We start from the raw sequence: 18065 nt of genomic DNA, 5'->3' as shown, positions 1-18065 counted from the left end.
AGTGAGCGTATTTTCTCGACTGTCCCTACGGATTAAGCTAGGAAATTTCCTGCTGTTTGTAGGAAATTTCCTAGCTAACGAACATCAGAAATCCGCCCATAAAAAAACGCCAAAGAACATGCAATAAATGTCTTTGGCGTTATGCGTTTCCGAATTAACTCATTCATTGCGCACTTGAATAAGCCGCTCAATAACTGGCCTCTGCCCCCCGCTGAAGATCCAGCCAATTCAACAAACTGGCCGCCGACATCGGCCGCGCGCACAAGTAGCCCTGCCCTTGTTTACAACCCAGTTCCAGCAGCACTTTGCGCTGCTCTTCGGTTTCGATCCCTTCGACCACCACCGACATGCCCAACGCCTCGCCCAGTGCCAATGTGCTGCTGATAACTGCGCGACGGCGCGGCTCGTGCTTGAGACCACGCACGAACTCGCCATCGAGTTTTATTTCATTGAACGGCAACTGGCACAGCCGCTGCAGTGATGAAAAACCGGCGCCGAAATCATCGATAGACAGGCTGCAGCCCATCATTCGCAGGCGCACCAGGCTTTCCAGGCTGATGGCCGGTGCCTCGAGCAACCCCGTTTCTGTCAACTCGAAGGTAAGCCCGGAACCGGGTAGATCATGAGCCGCCAATATGGTCTGAATCCGGCCCGTGAGGTCCGGGTTGACCAGTTGCCCCGCATGCAGATTGAACGCGACATTCAGGGCAAACCCTTGATTGAGTGCCTGGCGCTGGAGCTTCAGCCCTTGTTCCAATTGAAGGAACAGCAACTCATCCAGCAATCCGCAACGCTCGATAACCGGCATGAACACCGAGGGCGGCAAGACACCTTTGAAGGGATGGTGCCAGCGCGCCAGCGCTTCGATACTGCATACATCCCCCGTCCGCAGATTGAACTTGGGCTGAAAGTAGGTGTGCAACTGATGGCCGGCGAGCGCCCGACGAACCTCTTCTTCGGTGGCCGGTACGACAGGCAGCACGCCCGATTCGTTGATGGGCTCGTTCAAGTGCTTGGCCAGCAATAGCTGCAATGCCCCGGGTTGCAAAGGTTTGCTGACATCGCCCAGCAGCGCCATGCCCAACAGCGAAACCAATGACCCCAGCACACTGCTGGCATCGGCCAATAGCGTGCTGCTGATGATGATCGATCCTGCCAACCACCCGAATCGGTCCATCCCCTGCAGAAAGTCCAGGACGCCCGCATTCTCCATGCGCAAGTCGCACAGCGTAATATCCACTGGACCGGTCTGTTCGAGGATCGCGAGGGCTTGCACGCTCTCGGTGGCAACAAAAACTTCCTGGCAACCGGCTTGTCGCAGCCTGTTGGCCACCCTTGATACACCGGATGCCGTGTCGCCAAGAACCAGAATACGCAAAGGGAGCATGGACATGGACGCAGCTCACAAGAAAGGGAATGAGCCAATTGTCCGGGCTTGGCCAGCGGGCATCTTTAGGAAAATTCCTTGTCAATGTAGGACTTTTCCCAAAGTCGCGACCGGCGTCTAATCGACGGCGATGCCGGCCCCTCTCTCGACAGCGTCTGGATCAGCCATGTGCCGCTCCAGCGTCTGCGCCAATTGCTCCATCGCTTGTTGCAACGCATCCACCGCTTCTGTCAGGGCGGCAGAGTCAGCCCCCATACAGACGGTTTCCAACTGCTCGCAGCACAGGATCAGACTGCCGGCCTTGATGAGCCGCGCCCCGCCCTTGACCCGATGGGCCAGACCGGAAAGCCCCGACAAGTCATGCTCGCCGAACAGCTTGATGAGCCGCAACATATCCTCTTCATTACTGCTGGCCAGATTCCCCAGCAATTTCCTGATTGCGTTGTGATCACCATGGGTCAGTTGCTGCAGGCTGCTCAGATTGATCTCGCCCTCGACAACAGGGCTCAGGGCGCCATGCGTAGATGGCTCCACTCCGGACTGCACCGAGGCAAGTCGGGCACTCAGGTCACCCAGGCTGATCGGTTTGAACAGGCAGTCGTCCATCCCCTCTGCCAGACAGCGGTCTCTTTCCTCTGGCTGAGCATTGGCGGTCAGGCCGAGGATCAAGCAAGGCTCGGCCCCCGAGGACTTTTCTTCGTCACGGATGGCCCGCGTCAATTCATAACCGTTCATGACCGGCATGTTGCAGTCGGTGATCACCACATCGAAATGGCCATTGCGCCAGGCGCGCAGGCCATGGGCGCCGTCCTCCGCGTCGCTGACGCTGTGACCGAGGTAAGACAGTTGCTGAGAGAGCAGCAATCGGTTGGCCGGGTAATCGTCGATCACCAAAATATTCAGCACACTCGCCTGATCCGTGAGCACGGCCGCAGGCGACTCGGCAGCGGGCACAGGTTGCAGGATCAGAAGATCAAGGCGGATATCAATCTGCGTGCCCTTGCCCGGCACGCTGGTCAGGTGCAATTGCCCGTCCATCATTTCACACAAGGTGCGGCTGATGACCAGCCCCAACCCCGAACCACCCCGCGCCGACTGATGATTATTGCGGGCCTGGCCGAACGGGTTGAACAACAGCGCCTGATCTTCGGCCGAAATGCCGATGCCGGAATCCTTCACCTGGACATGAATCGCCAGGCGCTCGCCGCACACGCCGAGTACAGTCTGAACGCTCAAACGCACTTCGCCCTCATCAGTGAACTTGATCGCGTTACTCAGAAGGTTGGACAGGATCTGTTTGAAACGCAGGGGATCGATCAGGACATCGCGACTGGCCTTGAGGTCGAAATCCAGCAACAGCCGCACCCCCTTCTGCCGCGCCACACCTTCGAACATGCGCACCACCGATTCGACCAACTCACGCAGGCTGGCCCGTTCCGGGGTCAGGGACAGGCGGCCGGATTCGATTCGTGCGATGTCGAGAATGTCGCCGATCAGATCCAGCAACCCCCGGGCCGCACCTGAGGCCACTTCGATTGCGAACCGGTCCATGATGCCTTGATCGGCCTTCTTCATCGCCAGTTCGAGCATGCCGATCACGGCATTCATCGGCGTGCGGATTTCATGGCTCATGGTCGCCAGAAAGGTGGTTTTCGCCCGGTTGGCGTCGTCGGCGCTTTTCTTGGCATTCTGCAATTGCTCCATCAGGCGCTGACGGTCGCTGATGTCGATCCAGCCGGCAATGATGCCCATCACCACGCCTTCACTGGTGTGATACGGCAGCATCCAGTGATACACCGTGTGCACCACGCCATCGGTGTGGATGTAGGTGCGATCCTGGAGCCATCGCGTGCCGCTCTCCATGACCTTGACGTATTCGGCCTGGAACGTCTGAGCATCGGAACGCCCAACCACCGGGCTGTCGATCAGACGCTTGCCCATCACGGCTTCGCGCGGCAGGCCCAGCGCGTCCAGGTAGGCCGAGTTGCAGCTGATCAGTCGCCCTTCGCGGTCGCGCACGTAAATCGGATGGGGCGTGCCATCGATCAAGGCCCTCATGAACTCCATCTGATCGTTGAGCGCCCGTTCGGCCTTCACACGGATAGACACCAGTTTGCGCAGATGAGCGATCCAGACCAGCGCCAGAATCAGCAACAGCGCGAAAATGACAAACCCCTGGATGACCGCCGAGCGATGGTGCAGCCAGCTGTCGTTATCGATCACCACGTCGTGGCGCCAAGGGCTCGTCAGTTCATCCAGTTCTTCCGGAGGAATGCTTTGCAGGGCCTTGTCCAGAATCGAGTACAGCTCCAGCGCCCCACGATCGGTGGCGAACCCGGTCGGTGCCGACAGAGGACCGACAACACTGGCCACCCGCAGACGGTCGCGGTACTGCCGCAGAATCATGTAGCGCCCGTTGATCAGCGAATTGAGGGCACCGTCCGCTTCGCCTTTGTCCAGCAACGCCAAGGCTTCGGCCGACGTCGCTGTCTCGACCAGTTGAATACCCGGGAATGTCCCACGAATATACTCACTCAGCGCATTGCCGCGCCGCATCGCCAGTCGTTTGCCGACCATGCCTTCCAGCGATTGCGGTCTGTCTACCCCCTCCTGCGTGATCAGGACAAACGGGCTGGTCAGATAAGGCCGGGTGAACCGCAGCTCGCCTTCCCGGACGGCGCTGGGGGTGAAGGCCGCGATCAGATCCGCATTGCCGGCCCGGACCTGCTCGATCAATTTCTCCATCGAGCTGCTGCGCAGGACATCGAATTTCAGACCGGTGCGCTGGCTGACCTTGGCCAGCACCTCGGCGCCGATACCCCGGAATTCACCCTGCCCATCAAAAAAGGAGACCGGCGGAAGACCGTCGTTGACGGCCACTGTCAGTCGAGGGTGCTTGTGCATCCAGCGTCGTTCGGCTTCTGTGAACTGGAGCGGGTCAAGGCCGGCAACGTTCAGGTCCCCTGCTCCCCACCGACGCAGGATCGTCATGCGATCGCTGATCGGGATCACCTCCAGCGCCGCATTGATGATCTGCAGGAGCTGACGGTTGCGCTGATTCAGGGCGAACGAGAAATGTGTGCTGAACACCCCCGACAACGTCGTCAGGTAGACGTCATTGTGGAAGTATTTGCCGACCAGATAATGGGTACTGACGGCATCACCCAGATACGCATCCGCCTGATGGAATGCCACGGCGCCGATCGCGCTCTGGGCCGATGGGTGCAGCTGTAGCGCTGCCTTGGGGTAGTTCGCGGTGACCGCATCCGTCGGCTGAACGTGATCAACGACGGCAAGGCGATTGCCAGCCAGGTCAGGCGCCAACACCTTGCTGGTGCCACAGCGCGTCACCAGCACCGACGGTGCCTGCACATAGGGACTGGTGAGCGCCAGCTCCGGATCTGTCCCATCGAAACTGTTGACGGTGCCCACCAGATCCAGCTCACCGTCCCTGAGCGCCTGCATCGCCTCGGCCCGGGAATCATAACGAAGCACTTCGATCCTGATGTGCAACATGCCGGCCAGCAGCGCGGCATAATCGGCCGTGATGCCCTCGTAATCCTGGCCCCCGGTGATCATGCCGAAGGGCGCGCTGTCCGGCAGCGATACCCCCAGGCGCAGTGATCCTTTATCGCGCAACCAGCGCCAGTCCGCTTCATCCAGAACGACCGCAGGCAGTTCACCGTTCGAGCGACCGAAGAGGTTCAGGGTTTGCACCGCAGCCTGTACCGGCGAAACACTCCCCAACTGACCGAGCAGGCAGACGGTCAGCCCAAAGCAACGCAGAAGAATTTTCATCTAAATCAGGTTATTGCGCTTGGCAAAGTCGGCCAGATACACCACCGACTTCACATTGAGTTTTTCAATGAGGCGGGTTTTATAGGTACTGACGGTCTTGTTACTCAACAACATGGCATCACCGATTTCCTTGTTGCTCAGGCCCCGGGCAAGTTGCTGCAAAATGACCAATTCTCGATCAGACAGTCCGCGGATCATCTCCAGCTCGGTGGAGTCGATATCACTGCGGCGCACGGAGTTTCCGGCAAGATTGGGAAAAAAGGTATAGCCGGCCATCAGCGCCTTGATCGCTTTGCTCAGTTCGCTCAATTCATCGGTTTTCGAAATGTAACCGGCAGCGCCCGCTTTCATGCAGCGCATGGCATAAAACGCCGCGGACTGAGAGGTCAACACCAGGATCTTGCTCGACAGTTTCAGAGCACTGATCCGATTGATGACTTCCAGACCGTCGAGGCTGGGCATGACGATATCCAGCAGGATCAGTTCCGGCTCATACTTGCGAGCCATTTGCACGGCATCGGCGCCATTGTCGGCCTCGGCAACGACTTCGAATTGCTCACGCTCAAGCAACACCTTCACCGTCGCCCGAATGAATGGATGATCGTCTACAATCAACGCTTTATGCATTTGAACCTCACTGCAATACGCACAGGAAAATACCAGTGACGAAATGGGCCATGCATCAAAAAAGTATGGAACAAATCACCGGTTTATGCCGCCCGGATCACTCAGTAATCAGGCAGTTATATCGAGTTGTTTGAGGAACCGAGACTGACGCTTTCAAACGGGTGAATCGGATTCCTGCAACCACCGCAGGAACCTCTGGGCCTCCATCGGACGCGCCAGGTGGAAGCCCTGGCCAAATGAACACCCCATTTCCACCAATCCGTCGCGGATAACGTGGCTGCCGACGCCTTCGATCACCAGGCTCATGTTCAGCGCGCGGGCCAGTGCCACGGTGCTGGTGACCATCGCATGGGTCCGTGGGTCCTCAATGGATCGGACGAGTTGGCCATCGAGCTTGAGCTGGTTGAACGGCAGTTGGCTGAGCAACGTCAACGATGAAAAGCCCATGCCGAAATCATCAATCGACAGACCGCACCCCAGCAGGCGCAGGCGTTGGAGGTTTTCCCATGTCGTGCGAGGAACATCCAGCAAGCCGTTTTCAGCCACTTCGAACAACAACGTCCATCCTGGGAAACCGTGACGCTTCAACAGATGTTCAATGTGCTCGATCAGGTCGTTGCGGGCCAATTGCGAGGCGTGAAGGTTGAACGCCAACTCCAGGCTCAGACCGGATCGGCGCAAGGCATTCAGCAAACTCATCCCTTGCTCCAGCAGCTGCTTGAGCATTTCGTCGATCAGGTCATAGGCCAATACGGCCGCCAGAAAGTCCTTGGGCAACAACAGGCCTCTGACCGGGTGCTGCCAACGCACCAGCGCCTCTGCCCCGGCCACCGCGGAAGTTTTCAAATCGAACTTGGGTTGGAACCAGGCCTTGAACTCCCTATGGGCCAGGCCCCGCCGCACGTCCTCCTCGCTCGGGAGCCTGGAGTGAGGCGACGACTCGACGTCCGGTGCCGGCCGCCGGCGAGAATAGCGACTGAGGATTTCCTGCAATGTATACAGCTGCGTGGGTTTGCTCATGACGCCGAGCATCTGCAACCCCGAAAGGCAGGTCATCTGTTCGACTGCACGGCGCAATTCCGGCTTCAGCTCGCTGCACAGCGCAACAGCACGAGCCATGCCGTTCTCTGCGACCTGGGTCAGAAAGTCCAGACAGTCGACGGCCGTATTGCTCAGGTCACAAAGCACAATGTCAACGCCTCCCGCCCGGCATATTTGCGTCAGGGCCCGCTCGCTGTCATCCGCCTGCAAAATATCGTCGACACCCAGATGCTGGAGAGCCGTAACTAACGCGCCACGCTGAAACGATTGTTCTTCTAAAACCAGGACGCTAGGGGAGCACATCTCGCCAGTTACTCTGCCAATGACTTGAGGGGAAAATTCTGGCAATTCCATTTCACTGGAAGCGAAGGATTTATCCCGGCAACTTGTAGGAAATTTCCCAAGCACTAGCTTGAAGCGCTTTCGACCAAGGGCGTTCTTACGTCGGGATTTTAGATTCAAGTAAAGCGATGCCTTTATGTAAAAACGCCTTTAGCCGCGCCGCACTCGCATCCGAAAGGTAAACGTTTGCCAGCATTTTTCATGGTGCTTGCGTTGTCTGTAGCAACGGCACCATGACGTGTAAATGAGTAGCGAGCTAACTTTCTAATTATTACCTTCAGGAAAGACAAGAGCAGTGACTTACATGCGGAACCATAGCGTCCCTCGCAGAAATCAAGGCTTTAATCATATTTAAATCGCCCCACACCTAGTACGGTCAGGCATTGGGAGCAGGACTGAGAGAAGAGTAAAAAGTAGACCGGTGGCTGTACATACAACTATCGGGGTAGGTCATTAACCCATTACCAGTCGGCAACGGAAGTGCCTCTCTACTGACCGGTGTGGAAAATCGAGACACTCTCCAACTGTTTAGAAAGAGCTGCGATACGTGGAGTAACATTCAGGACAGCCATTCCCACTGTCTTCAACACGCCCTGAAGTGATTTAGGCAGATTCGCTGGACCCAGAGTGAGCAAGGACCCCTGCCTGATGGTGCAACACTGGTGGTCCAGTCCACAAAGGTCCGCACACAACTCCTCTGGCGTATTTTTTGCTTGATTCCTCCCTGCAATCGTTCTCGAACTAGCGGTATTGAACATGGCACTCAATCAGATATTGTCGCTCCAGGAAGTTGTGAACTGGAACATGGTCCTTGCAAGTCTGTTTGACAGACAATTGGAGAATGGCCTTCCGGGATTGCTTTCCGATGCGATGAAACATTTTATCGAACACGATACTTTCATCCTCAAGGCGTACGATCATGGCAGCGATTTGCCAATAATCATTTCTCATGACATCCCAGCGCATCGGCATTATCAGTATTTCGAAAATTACTTCGCATCGGCATACAAAGAAGATCCGCTGCTGGATAAGCTTCGATACGATGGCACGGGTAGCGTGATTCAAATCAATGCAAGTACTTGCGCGCTGAAAAACTCTGCGTACTACCGAACCTACTATGAGGATCTACACCTGCATGACGAGATCGATATCTTGTTGCCAGTGGCGCCCCGCCAATCACTGGTGCTGTCGATTGGCCGACGTGGCGGTGTTGCCCATGAAGACGAACTGGCAACCTTGAGCAGCGTCTATCCACTGATCGAGTGTTTGCTGAAAAATTTCTGGAAGCAGCGATCGGCGAAGCAAGACCTTGTGCCGCATTCTATCGAAACACGTCTGGCCAGGTTCGGTGAGGATCTGCTGACCGTGCGGGAGCGGGAAATCACTCGTTGGATGCTACAAGGCAAGTGCACCAAAGAAATTGCTCGTTTGCTGGAGATCAGTGCACAGACCGTCAAGGTCCATCGCAGAAACATTTATGCCAAGCTGGGCGTCAATACTGAACTGCAACTGTGCAGCCTGTTTGCCGCGACGGTACTTCCCTCCCCTTACGTGGGAAACGCCAAACACGTGGCTTGATGGAGCGAGCGCTAACGACCCGATTTCTGCTGCCGATAGCGCTTGCTCACCAGCCAGTAGGCTGCCCTGTGCCTCATCGCACAAAGCCACTTCGTCCTTGATCTGTCCTGGTACGCTCAGCAAGCGGACCCGCAAGCCACCCAGGTCGATACTCTCCTCTGGCCTCGCCCGCCGCGCTGCCTTGAAGGGCGGTACCAAGCTTCCCGAATACACGGGCCCTGGTACGTGGTAGAGGCCATCCTTCCCCTTGAACTTACCCCTCACACCGTCTGCTCATGGCAGGCGCCATCGCCGACTCGATAGAAGTCATGAGGCATCAAGCGGTGTAGATTGTTCCTATGTAGATGCCGTGGTTAGTTGAAATAACCGTCTTCAATCAACTTGCTTGAATGCAGTCGTTGAAGGGTTCCCGAGTGCCCGACGCAAACTGAGGCTTTTTCCAGCAAAGTGCCCCGATAGGGGTATGTCCTCCTACCAGATCGCTCCAGTAAGGTTATTTAGTGCGACCGCCAAGGAGGAAACTGCTATTCGCAGATGCTAGGGCTTGAAACATAGCGTTAACGGTCGCCTCGCACTTCTCATAAAAAGGGTATTGCTACCCATCCAACAAAAGTTCGGAGAGTGTTATGGGGAACAGCAGCAGGCTGTGGCCAAGTTTTTTCAAAAATATCAGTGGCGTCACGCTTACCGCTATAGCGGTAACACAACTTCCAGTAGCGAAAGCCGAATACAACTTTACTTACGGCGACCTGAGTGGCAGCACCAGCGTGTTGGTAGGCGGAGCGGCACTCTCGACAAAAGGAGTCAACTTTGGTCTTGGCCAGATTGACTTCCGTAACGGAGAGAATCACGGAGATCGTGCAGACTGGTTTGAAGCATTCCTGAAACCAAAACTTGAACTTAAATACGACCTGAATGATTCCGTGAAATTTTTCTCGGGCCTATCATTCATCACAACCCACACCGGTGGCGACGGCGATGCCGGCGGATACACGCGTGGGGGAGATGGCAAGACCAGCTGGGAAGATCTTTATCTAGGCGCCCAGTACAAAGACCTGAGCATAAGCGCAGGCCGCCAAGGCTACGTGATCGGCAACGGTTTCATCATCGCGGATGGGCATCTGGGGATGCTCGACGAAGGAACGTACTGGGGAGACCCGCGCCGAGCGTTTGAAGACACGATCATCCTTCGTTATGCGGGCAAATCAGCTTTCTCAGCAGAAGCATTTACCGTTACGACCGATAAGCACATGGGGCATCAAAAGCTGTCTGGCATCAACATGGATTACCAATCCACCTACGGCAAGGTGGGCGCGGCGTACATCCATGTGAGCGATACCGACGCAAACTTCCAGCGCACCGCGCCGAAGAACGGCATGAACGTCTACGACTTCAGACTGCTGTCAATGAAGGTGCCAGGCATTGATGATCTGACGCTCGACGCTGAATACGCAGTCCAACGTGGAAGCGGTGAAGGCGTCGAGTTCAAAGGGAACGCTTGGTATGCCCAGGCTGCATACACCTTCTCTGCTTTGCCCGTAACACCACAGATCACTTACCGCTATGCGGCGTTTTCTGGAGATGACGACCCTACCGACGGAAAGCGAGAAAGCTGGGATCCTCTGGCCAAAGGCTACATGGATCGCGGTGCTTGGGTAATCGGTGACATCACTGGCAACTACTTGCTAAACAACAGCAATGAAGTGGTTGGAATGTGGAAGGCAGCATTCCCTATAACGCCCGAGGTGACCCTGGGTGCCGCGTATTACGACTTCGACCTGGACAAAAGCAATTATTACGGCACTGCTGTAAGCAGCAAAGAGTTTGCAGACGAAGCCGCTATTTTCGCTGACCTTGCCCTTACGAAGAACGCCTACATCACTCTGTCGTACAACCAGGTAAAGCCGAAGACGGCGGCCAAGGAAGTGTTTGGAGATAAGGATTTCTCTGCCCTTCAGGTCTACGCCACCTACCTCTTCTGATCACTCACGCGCCTCATCGAACTCAAGTTCGTGAGGCGCAGTGCCTCTAAAAAACCAGGCAAAGCGTGTGCAGTGGAAACACACCCTGGCCGCATGCTTCCCCCCAATCCCCCCGTCTACCCCTATAGCGGCATATTCCCCCCTGCTCCCAGGGCATAAGCTGATGAGGCAAATCCATTGCAACTCTAATAACAGATTTGATGACGAGGTAGAAAATGGGTACTGGGTTCGTTTGGCATGAGCTATTCATGTGGCATTCGACGGGGTGTCATGCCGGAATCTACAAACCAGGGCTGACGATCCAGCCTGGTACTCCATTCGAAGAAGCGGAAACGAAACGACGCTTCAAAAATCTTTTGGATGTCAGTGGCATCACGGACGATTTGCTTCACATTCGCCCCCGAGCGTTACGCCGAGATGAACTCGAAAGGGTTCATTCGGCTGCCTACCTGGATGAGCTTGAGGCCCTGTCAAAGGCCGGGGGTGGAGCCTTCAGCGCCAACACGCCCTTTGGCGCAGGTAGCTATGAGATCGCGGCGCTGTCCGCGGGCGGCGTCGTTGAGGCCGTAGATGCAGTGATGCGTGGGGATGTGAAAAACGCCTACGCACTGGTTCGCCCACCAGGGCACCATGCTGTTGCCGATGCCGCGATGGGCTTCTGCCTGTTCGCAAACGGATCTCTTGCCGCTAAACATGCAATCGAAAAGCATGGCCTGGAACGCGTCGCCATCGTGGATTGGGATGTCCACCACGGTAATGGCGCGCAAGACATCTTCTGGGAATCGTCCAAGGTACTGACGATCTCCATTCACCAAAAGGGAAATTACCCCAGTGACAGTGGGTGTGCCGAGGAGCGTGGCCTTGGCGCAGGAGCTGGCTACAACCTGAATATCCCCATGCTTCCAGGTTCCGGTCACGGAGCTTATCTGGGAGCGATGGACACACTCATCGTGCCGGCGCTCAGGGAATTCGACCCACAGCTGATCATCGTCTCCTGCGGCTTCGATGCCGGAGCTTACGACCCCTTGGGTCGAATGTTGCTCCATAGCGATAGCTTCCGAGACTTGACACAAAGAGTGATGGAGGCCGCGGATATTTCATGCAAAGGAAAGTTGGTGATGTGCCACGAGGGTGGCTATGAGCAGAACACTGTTCCTTACATGGGGCTTGCAGTTATCGAGACCTTGAGCGGTATCAAAACCGCTATTTCAGACCCCAACCTCGATGACATGAAGGGGCTTTTCGGCCAGGAGACACAGAGCTACCAGCGCGAACATCTCATGGAGATCAGCAAGCTACTGCAATCTCCTGCCCAAGCAGCACGCAGTCGCTGACACTCGCAAAATATGTAATCGACACATTTCAGTCCATTCAAACAATAAGCCTAAGGTCTTGCCATGTCGCAACGTATTGCCGAGCGTGATGCAAACACATCACAACCACTCTTGATAAAACTCATCGTGTTCGCGGACTTTCTTCTGATGCTGGCAGCGCCGTTGCATTGGCACTTCGCAAACGGATCACCCACGCAAACCCTTACTTACTTCCTGGGATCAAGCTTGTTCGTGGCACTGTCTCTTCCGCTGATCGCGGCATGCTCAAAACAAGAGGGTGAATAAAATGCAGATGCTCATTGGCTACGGCGGGGTGTTAATTTTCTTCCTGATCATTATTTATGCTCTGGAAAAGAGCCACAAAACTGATGGATCGGGCAGTTTCAGCGAATACGCAACGGGTGGACGTTCCTTCGGTAGCTTCTACTCAACCATGGCGTTCGTGAACACCTGGCTTCCGGGGACCATTTTCATCTCTTTCGCGGGCTTCGCGGCGTCCTCGGGAATCATCGGGTTCTACTACGTCCCCTACTCGCTTCTCGCGGTAGTGCTCATGTTCCTCCTGGCCAAGCCAGTACACATGTGGGGCAAAGCGTTTGACCTTCGCACGCAAGCTGACCTTCTCGGCCTGCGCTACAACTCAAAGACCGTGCGGGTGGTCGCCGCGGCGATAGGCATCATCGCGTCCTTCCCGTGGATCGTGCTGGGCATGCAATCTCTGACACTTGTTTTCACCCACTTATCGTTCGGTGCTGTCAGTGCTACCACTGCAGTCTTCATCGGTATCGGCCTGATTGTCGCTCGTCAAATCTGGACCATCCGCTTCGGCGCCCGGGGCGTCATCGTCAGCGACATGATCCAAGGAATCGCAGCCTACCTGATCGGGACACTTATCGCGCTCGGTCTGCTGGTCTGGCTGACCACCAATGGACATGGATTCGGGCAATCCAATTCCAGCATGTTCACCATTCCAGGCCCTGGTAGCGAGCTCGGGCCTCTGTACCTGTTCTCCTTGATCGTCACTGGTGCTTTGGGTGGATGGTGCTGGCCGGACATCTTCGTCAGGCTCTTTGCTTCTCGTAGCACCAGGACAATCCAGAAGTCAGCAGTTCAGGTCGCACCCATTCTGCTTATATTCGGCACCTCGATCACTCTGCTGGCCTTGAGCGCCTCGACGCTTCCCGGGGTTCAAGAGTCTCCGGACGCCGTATGGTTCATTGCAGCTGAAGTCGGTGGGGTGCTTGTGGTGACGCTGGCCGGCATCTGCGTGGTAGCAGCAACCATGGGTAACGTCGGCGCCAATCTGCAAGCACTCGGCGCACAGACAGCGAATGACATCGTTGGGGTACTGCAGGAACGTCGGATTGAGAACCACCGCATTGGACAATTGACCGTAGCAATACTGACCATCCTTGCAGCAGTCTTCGCGGTATCAACCACTAAATCCAGCCACCTGATCACTCTTGCAATGACCTCGTACCAGGGCATAGTCCAACTGGCTCCAACCATTTTCCTCGGGATCTTCTGGAAACGTGGAACGGCTGCAGCCGCGGTCTGCTCGATGATCAGCGGATTCGTGTGTGCCGGGGTTCTACAGTGGTATTTTCCGACCTCCCTGCCTCAACTGGGGGGCTTGACCTCGGGTGTGGTTGCTTTAGCTGTGAACTTCGCGGTGTACGTAACCATCACCCTGCTCTTCCCCGCCACTGCTGCAGAGCGCCAGAGGGTGAATGAGCTCTACCTCTTCATTGACTCCCCTCAGACGAAAAGCACCGCCAAGAGCAGCCTGGCTATTTCGTAATAAATCGCCCTGGTCGCCAAGGACGTCGACCAGGACTTTGTTACCCCGGGAGCTTATTTCGGACTACTGCATTCCAGGCAGTAGAAAGCTCAAGATACGACGTACATCCGCCCGATGCGGAACCGCATCGAGCGGCTCATCGCTGCACAGGGCGCAGTAGCTGGAGATGACCATGGTCATGGTTGAGGAATGCGGCTACGCCAAAGAGCTCACCTACCCCAATAGAGGCATTCCCCCCTCCTGCCCTTGCTCCTACCCTACTGACTCGCTCATCACTTTTTTTGGTCGATTTGATGGCAGTTCGGCGAGTGTTTGTGCAATGAAGAGCGGTTCTATCCATCGTGCCTTACATGGGCCTAGCCGTTATTGAGACATCGAGCGAGCAGTCCACTGCCATTACCGATCCCAATCTTGCTGATATGCAGGGTATGACAGGAGAAACGCTACGACCCCATCAACGCGAATGGATTGCCAATTTGCTGACAGAACGTCAAGACCCCTTGTTGTCAGTTCCGAAAGAAGAGTGCTGTGTATGAACACACTTTCGACATCCAGAAAATACTTATCTAACGCATGTTTGCGTTTAAACATAGTTCCTACAAAGGTTGGATTAAAATTGATCAAGAACAGCCCCATTCGCTTGCTTGGCAAAGTCCTTTGCGGGCTCGGCCTGCTCAGCTCTCTCGCCCACGCCGAAGATCGCACCTTGCGGGTCTATAACTGGTTCGACTACATCACCCCCAAGGCCCTGGAAGATTTCAAGGCCCAGAACACGCAGACCAAACTGGTCTACGACGTCTACGACACCAACGAAACCCTGGAAGCCAAGCTGCTCACCGGCAACTCCGGTTATGACGTGGTGAACCCGGGCGACATGTTCTTCGCTAAAGAGATCGCGGCGGGAGTGTTCCAGCCACTGGACCGCAGCAAGCTGCCAAACTGGAAACACCTCGATCCCAATCTGATGAAGCTGGTCGAAGACAACGACCCGGGCAATAAATTCGGTGTGCCCTATATGTACGGCACCGTCCTGATAGGTTTCAACCCGGCAAAAGTCAAAGCCGCGCTGGGGGATAACGCACCGGTGGACAGCTGGGACCTGATCTTCAAGGAAGAGAACATCAGCAAGCTCAAGCAGTGCGGCGTGGCCCTGCTCGACTCGCCGTCGGAGATTCTGCCGTTGGCCCTGCGACACCTCGGCCTGGACCCCAACAGCGCCAACCCGGCGGACTACACCAAGGCTGAAGAACTGTTGATGAAGATCCGTCCGTTTATCACCTACTTCCACTCGTCCAAGTACATGGCCGATATCGCCAACGGCGATATCTGTGTCGCAGTCGGTTACTCCGGTAGCTTCTTCCAGGCCAACAACCGTGCCAAGGACGCCAAGAATGGCGTGGTGGTCGACATGCGCCTGCCCAAGGAAGGCGCACCCGTCTGGTTTGACATGCTCTCGATCCCGAAATCAGCGAAAAATCCGGAAGACGCCTACGCCTTCATCAACTACTTGTTGGAACCGAAAGTCATCGCGCCAATCAGCGACTTTGTCGGCTACCCGAACCCGAACAAGGACGCCACTGAACTGGTTGACCCGGCAATCCGCAACAACCCGAACCTGTACCCGACCGAAGCGACCATGAAAACGCTCTACAGCGTGAAACCGCTGCCCCGTGAGGCGGAGCGTGCACGAACCCGGGCCTGGACAAGAATCAAGTCAGGTGTCTGAGCCCGACAAGATCGAGGCTTGGCACAGACTCTATAGCCGTTGCCGAAGCCACAGTTGCTAAAGGGCCCCGGGGGGCGCCCGATCAGAGGTCTGGATTAGTTCAGCGACGGTCTGATTCAGACCGTCGCTGTTCGGTCGGACGCCGCCGACGGCGTACGAATCTTTACATCAAGTTCGCCTCTTCTGCTGATTGCCAAATAGAACCCACAGGTTGCAAGTCCCGAACCTGCCGCATAATTCAGTGCAACGAGAACCACTATGAAAGTCCATTTTGAGTTTAGTGATGCCCTTAAGTCCGAGCTCCAGCGTGATGGAAACAATCGCCTGTTCAACCATCAGCAGTCGGCGGCAACAGCATGATCGAGGTCACCGAGGTTTCCATTGCCCAACTGCGCGCCGCGCTCGAATCAGGCCAGACCACGGCGGTCGAACTGGTCCAGGCCTATCTCGCCAGGATCGATGCCTACGACGGCCCCGATACGCCTACCGCCCTCAACGCGGTGGTGGTCCGCAACCCTGAGGCGCTCAAGGAAGCACAAGCCTCCGATGCCCGTCGGGCCACGGGTCAGACGCTGGGACCGCTCGATGGCATCCCTTACACCGCCAAGGACAGTTATCTGGTCAAGGGACTCACCGCGGCGTCTGGTAGCCCAGCCTTTAAAGAGCTGATCGCTTATCGTGATGCGTTCACTATCGAACGCCTGCGCGCCGCCGGGGCGATCTGCCTGGGCAAGACCAATATGCCGCCCATGGCTAACGGCGGCATGCAGCGCGGGGCCTATGGCCGCGCGGAAAGCCCGTACAACGCCGCCTACCTCACCGCGCCCTTCGCCTCGGGCTCGTCGAACGGCGCAGGTACCGCCACCGCCGCCAGCTTCGCCGCCTTCGGCCTGGCGGAAGAAACCTGGTCGAGCGGCCGGGGGCCTGCCTCGAACAACGGTTTGTGTGCCTATACCCCTTCGCGCGGGGTGATTTCGGTGCGAGGCAACTGGCCATTGGTACCGACGATGGACGTTGTCGTACCGTATGCCAGAACCATGGGGGACCTCCTTGAGGTGCTCGACGTGGTGGTGGCCGAAGACCCCGACACCCGTGGCGATCTGTGGCGGATGCAGCCCTGGGTGCCGATCCCGAGCGTGGCTTCGGTGCGTCCAGCCTCCTATGTGTCACTGGCGGCAAACAGTGGAGCACTCGCTGGAAAGCGCTTCGGCGTACCTCGCATGTACATCAACGCCGACCCTGACGCGGGCACCAGCGAGGCGCCGGGGATCGGAGGCCCGACCGGTCAGCGCATCGACACCCGCCCTTCGGTGATCGGCCTTTGGGAACAAGCTCGCCAGGCACTCGAAGCCGCGGGTGCAGAAGTACTTGATGTCGACTTTCCTCTGGTCTCCAACTACGAGGGTGATCGCCCTGGCGCGTCAAAGGTGTTCCATCGCGCACTAGTGCCTGAAGAGTTCCAGCACCATGAATTGTGGGAGCTTTCGGCCTGGGCCTTCGATGACTTTCTGCGGGCCAACAACGATCCGAAATTGCACCGTCTGGTCGACGTCGACGGGCCGCAGATTTTTCCACACGATCCAGGCGCTCTGCCCTGTCAACAGGGTGCCTTTGCCATTGACATGAGCGAGTACGTGCAGATAGCCGAGCGAGGCATTACCCCTTGGGATCAGATCGCCACTCTTGCTGGCGGACTCCGAGGGCTTGAGCAGACGCGCCGGATCGACCTTGAAGACTGGATGGATCGGCTCGGCCTTGATGCGGTGATCTTCCCCACCGTGGCCGACGTCGGCCCGGCGAATGCCGACGTCGATCCGCATTCAGCGGACATCGCCTGGAGCAATGGCGTCTGGGTCGCCAACGGCAACCTCGCCATCCGGCACCTGGGCGTGCCCACCGTCACAGTGCCTATGGGCGTCATGCCGGACATCGGCATGCCGGTTGGACTGACCTTTGCCGGCCGTGCCTATGACGACTCGACGCTGCTGCGTTTGGCTTCAGCATTTGAGTCGACTGGTACGAAGCGCATGATCCCGCCTCGCACCCCGCCATTGTCCGCGGACAATTGACAGAAAGGTCGGGATTGGGGAGCTACCAACGCCAATCCCTCCCAAAGACGGCAAGCTTTAGTCTTGCTGGTCCTGTGAATCGTCCCTTTTTTGTAGACGCCTTGAAGGACCGATTCTGGCCGAGTCCTGCCATCGATGAATGACAACCAAAGTTCTGGCGGCACGGCTGAAGAAAAGGCAGCGCTCCCCGACGGCGGTCGCCAGATCGGGGGGCGGTGGCAATGCTTCAACTGCCGGTGCGAAAAATGAACGACGTTGCTTGGTCATCAGACACATCTATCCGGCGAGCATTCTCGCCTAAAGGGGTGTCCGGTAATGAGATGGTCACCCCCACACCCTGCGAGGGCTACGCTTTCGCAGGGTGTTTTATTCTGGAGGCC

The 18065-nt window shown here is 56.7% G+C and carries 12 protein-coding genes; 7 read left to right on the top strand and 5 right to left on the bottom strand.

The genetic code is table 11. From position 1 onward, the window contains the following. Nucleotides 1-187: 187 nt before the first annotated feature. The 4 genes from AC07VU_RS29245 to AC07VU_RS29230 all read right to left on the bottom strand — a co-directional run bounded on the left by AC07VU_RS29245 (nt 188) and on the right by AC07VU_RS29230 (nt 7315). The gene (locus AC07VU_RS29245; RefSeq protein ID WP_495030937.1) at nt 188-1393 is read right to left on the bottom strand and encodes an EAL domain-containing response regulator; all 1206 of its coding nucleotides are present in this window, start codon (nt 1391-1393) and stop codon (nt 188-190) included. 111 nt (nt 1394-1504) lie between these two features. Continuing rightward, nucleotides 1505-5185: a transporter substrate-binding domain-containing protein gene (locus tag AC07VU_RS29240; protein ID WP_495030936.1), complete on the bottom strand. Its 3681-nt coding sequence runs from the start codon at nt 5183-5185 to the stop codon at nt 1505-1507. After that, nucleotides 5186-5812, bottom strand: coding sequence for a response regulator transcription factor (locus tag AC07VU_RS29235; protein WP_087090756.1), 627 nt, complete (start codon nt 5810-5812; stop codon nt 5186-5188). Between the two features lie 153 nt (nt 5813-5965). Then, entirely contained in the window at nt 5966-7315 is a 1350-nt protein-coding gene (locus AC07VU_RS29230; RefSeq protein WP_495030935.1) for an EAL domain-containing response regulator, read from the bottom strand. Between the two features lie 636 nt (nt 7316-7951). On the opposite strand from AC07VU_RS29230, the gene AC07VU_RS29225 reads away from it, so the two are divergent. From AC07VU_RS29225 to AC07VU_RS29195, 7 genes are all read left to right on the top strand, one after another. Further along, nucleotides 7952-8773: a helix-turn-helix transcriptional regulator gene (locus AC07VU_RS29225; protein WP_087090752.1), complete on the top strand. Its 822-nt coding sequence runs from the start codon at nt 7952-7954 to the stop codon at nt 8771-8773. Between the two features lie 626 nt (nt 8774-9399). After that, the gene (locus tag AC07VU_RS29220; protein ID WP_495030934.1) at nt 9400-10755 is read left to right on the top strand and encodes an alginate export family protein; all 1356 of its coding nucleotides are present in this window, start codon (nt 9400-9402) and stop codon (nt 10753-10755) included. Nucleotides 10756-11003: 248 nt separating this feature from the next. Continuing rightward, on the top strand, nt 11004-12089 hold the full coding sequence (locus AC07VU_RS29215) for a class II histone deacetylase (protein ID WP_495030933.1): 1086 nt from the start codon (nt 11004-11006) through the stop codon (nt 12087-12089). 63 nt (nt 12090-12152) lie between these two features. Then, a complete protein-coding gene (locus AC07VU_RS29210; RefSeq protein WP_495030932.1) occupies nt 12153-12374 on the top strand; it encodes a hypothetical protein in 222 nt (73 codons plus the stop codon). A 1-nt stretch (nt 12375) separates the two neighbouring features. Next, nucleotides 12376-13890: a sodium:solute symporter family protein gene (locus AC07VU_RS29205; RefSeq protein WP_150051563.1), complete on the top strand. Its 1515-nt coding sequence runs from the start codon at nt 12376-12378 to the stop codon at nt 13888-13890. A gap of 619 nt (nt 13891-14509) precedes the next feature. Then, on the top strand, nt 14510-15616 hold the full coding sequence (locus AC07VU_RS29200; protein WP_370686819.1) for a polyamine ABC transporter substrate-binding protein: 1107 nt from the start codon (nt 14510-14512) through the stop codon (nt 15614-15616). A 356-nt stretch (nt 15617-15972) separates the two neighbouring features. Beyond that, complete coding sequence (locus AC07VU_RS29195; RefSeq protein WP_495030931.1) at nt 15973-17685, top strand: amidase; 1713 nt, start codon at nt 15973-15975, stop codon at nt 17683-17685. 57 nt (nt 17686-17742) lie between these two features. On the opposite strand, the gene AC07VU_RS29190 is transcribed toward AC07VU_RS29195, so the two are convergent. Then, nucleotides 17743-17952 carry a hypothetical protein gene (locus AC07VU_RS29190; RefSeq protein ID WP_172963004.1) on the bottom strand — a complete coding sequence of 70 codons (210 nt, stop codon included), beginning with the start codon at nt 17950-17952 and terminating at the stop codon, nt 17743-17745. Nucleotides 17953-18065: the final 113 nt, after the last annotated feature.

The organism is Pseudomonas sp. GW821-FHT02B10 (assembly GCF_059421865.1).
The sequence above is the reverse complement of the archived record's forward strand: the minus strand, read 5'-3'. Positions and strand labels throughout refer to the sequence as shown.

Bases quoted from the DNA above. Each gene is read 5' to 3' on its own strand.
- AC07VU_RS29245 (WP_495030937.1), bottom strand. From the start codon at position 1,393: ATGTCCATGCTCCCTTTGCGTATTCTGGTTCTTGGCGACACGGCATCC.
- AC07VU_RS29190 (WP_172963004.1), bottom strand. From the start codon at position 17,952: ATGACCAAGCAACGTCGTTCATTTTTCGCACCGGCAGTTGAAGCATTG.
- AC07VU_RS29220 (WP_495030934.1), top strand. From the start codon at position 9,400: ATGGGGAACAGCAGCAGGCTGTGGCCAAGTTTTTTCAAAAATATCAGT.
- AC07VU_RS29240 (WP_495030936.1), bottom strand. From the start codon at position 5,185: ATGAAAATTCTTCTGCGTTGCTTTGGGCTGACCGTCTGCCTGCTCGGT.
- AC07VU_RS29195 (WP_495030931.1), top strand. From the start codon at position 15,973: ATGATCGAGGTCACCGAGGTTTCCATTGCCCAACTGCGCGCCGCGCTC.
- AC07VU_RS29210 (WP_495030932.1), top strand. From the start codon at position 12,153: ATGTCGCAACGTATTGCCGAGCGTGATGCAAACACATCACAACCACTC.
- AC07VU_RS29225 (WP_087090752.1), top strand. From the start codon at position 7,952: ATGGCACTCAATCAGATATTGTCGCTCCAGGAAGTTGTGAACTGGAAC.
- AC07VU_RS29215 (WP_495030933.1), top strand. From the start codon at position 11,004: ATGTGGCATTCGACGGGGTGTCATGCCGGAATCTACAAACCAGGGCTG.
- AC07VU_RS29235 (WP_087090756.1), bottom strand. From the start codon at position 5,812: ATGCATAAAGCGTTGATTGTAGACGATCATCCATTCATTCGGGCGACG.
- AC07VU_RS29205 (WP_150051563.1), top strand. From the start codon at position 12,376: ATGCAGATGCTCATTGGCTACGGCGGGGTGTTAATTTTCTTCCTGATC.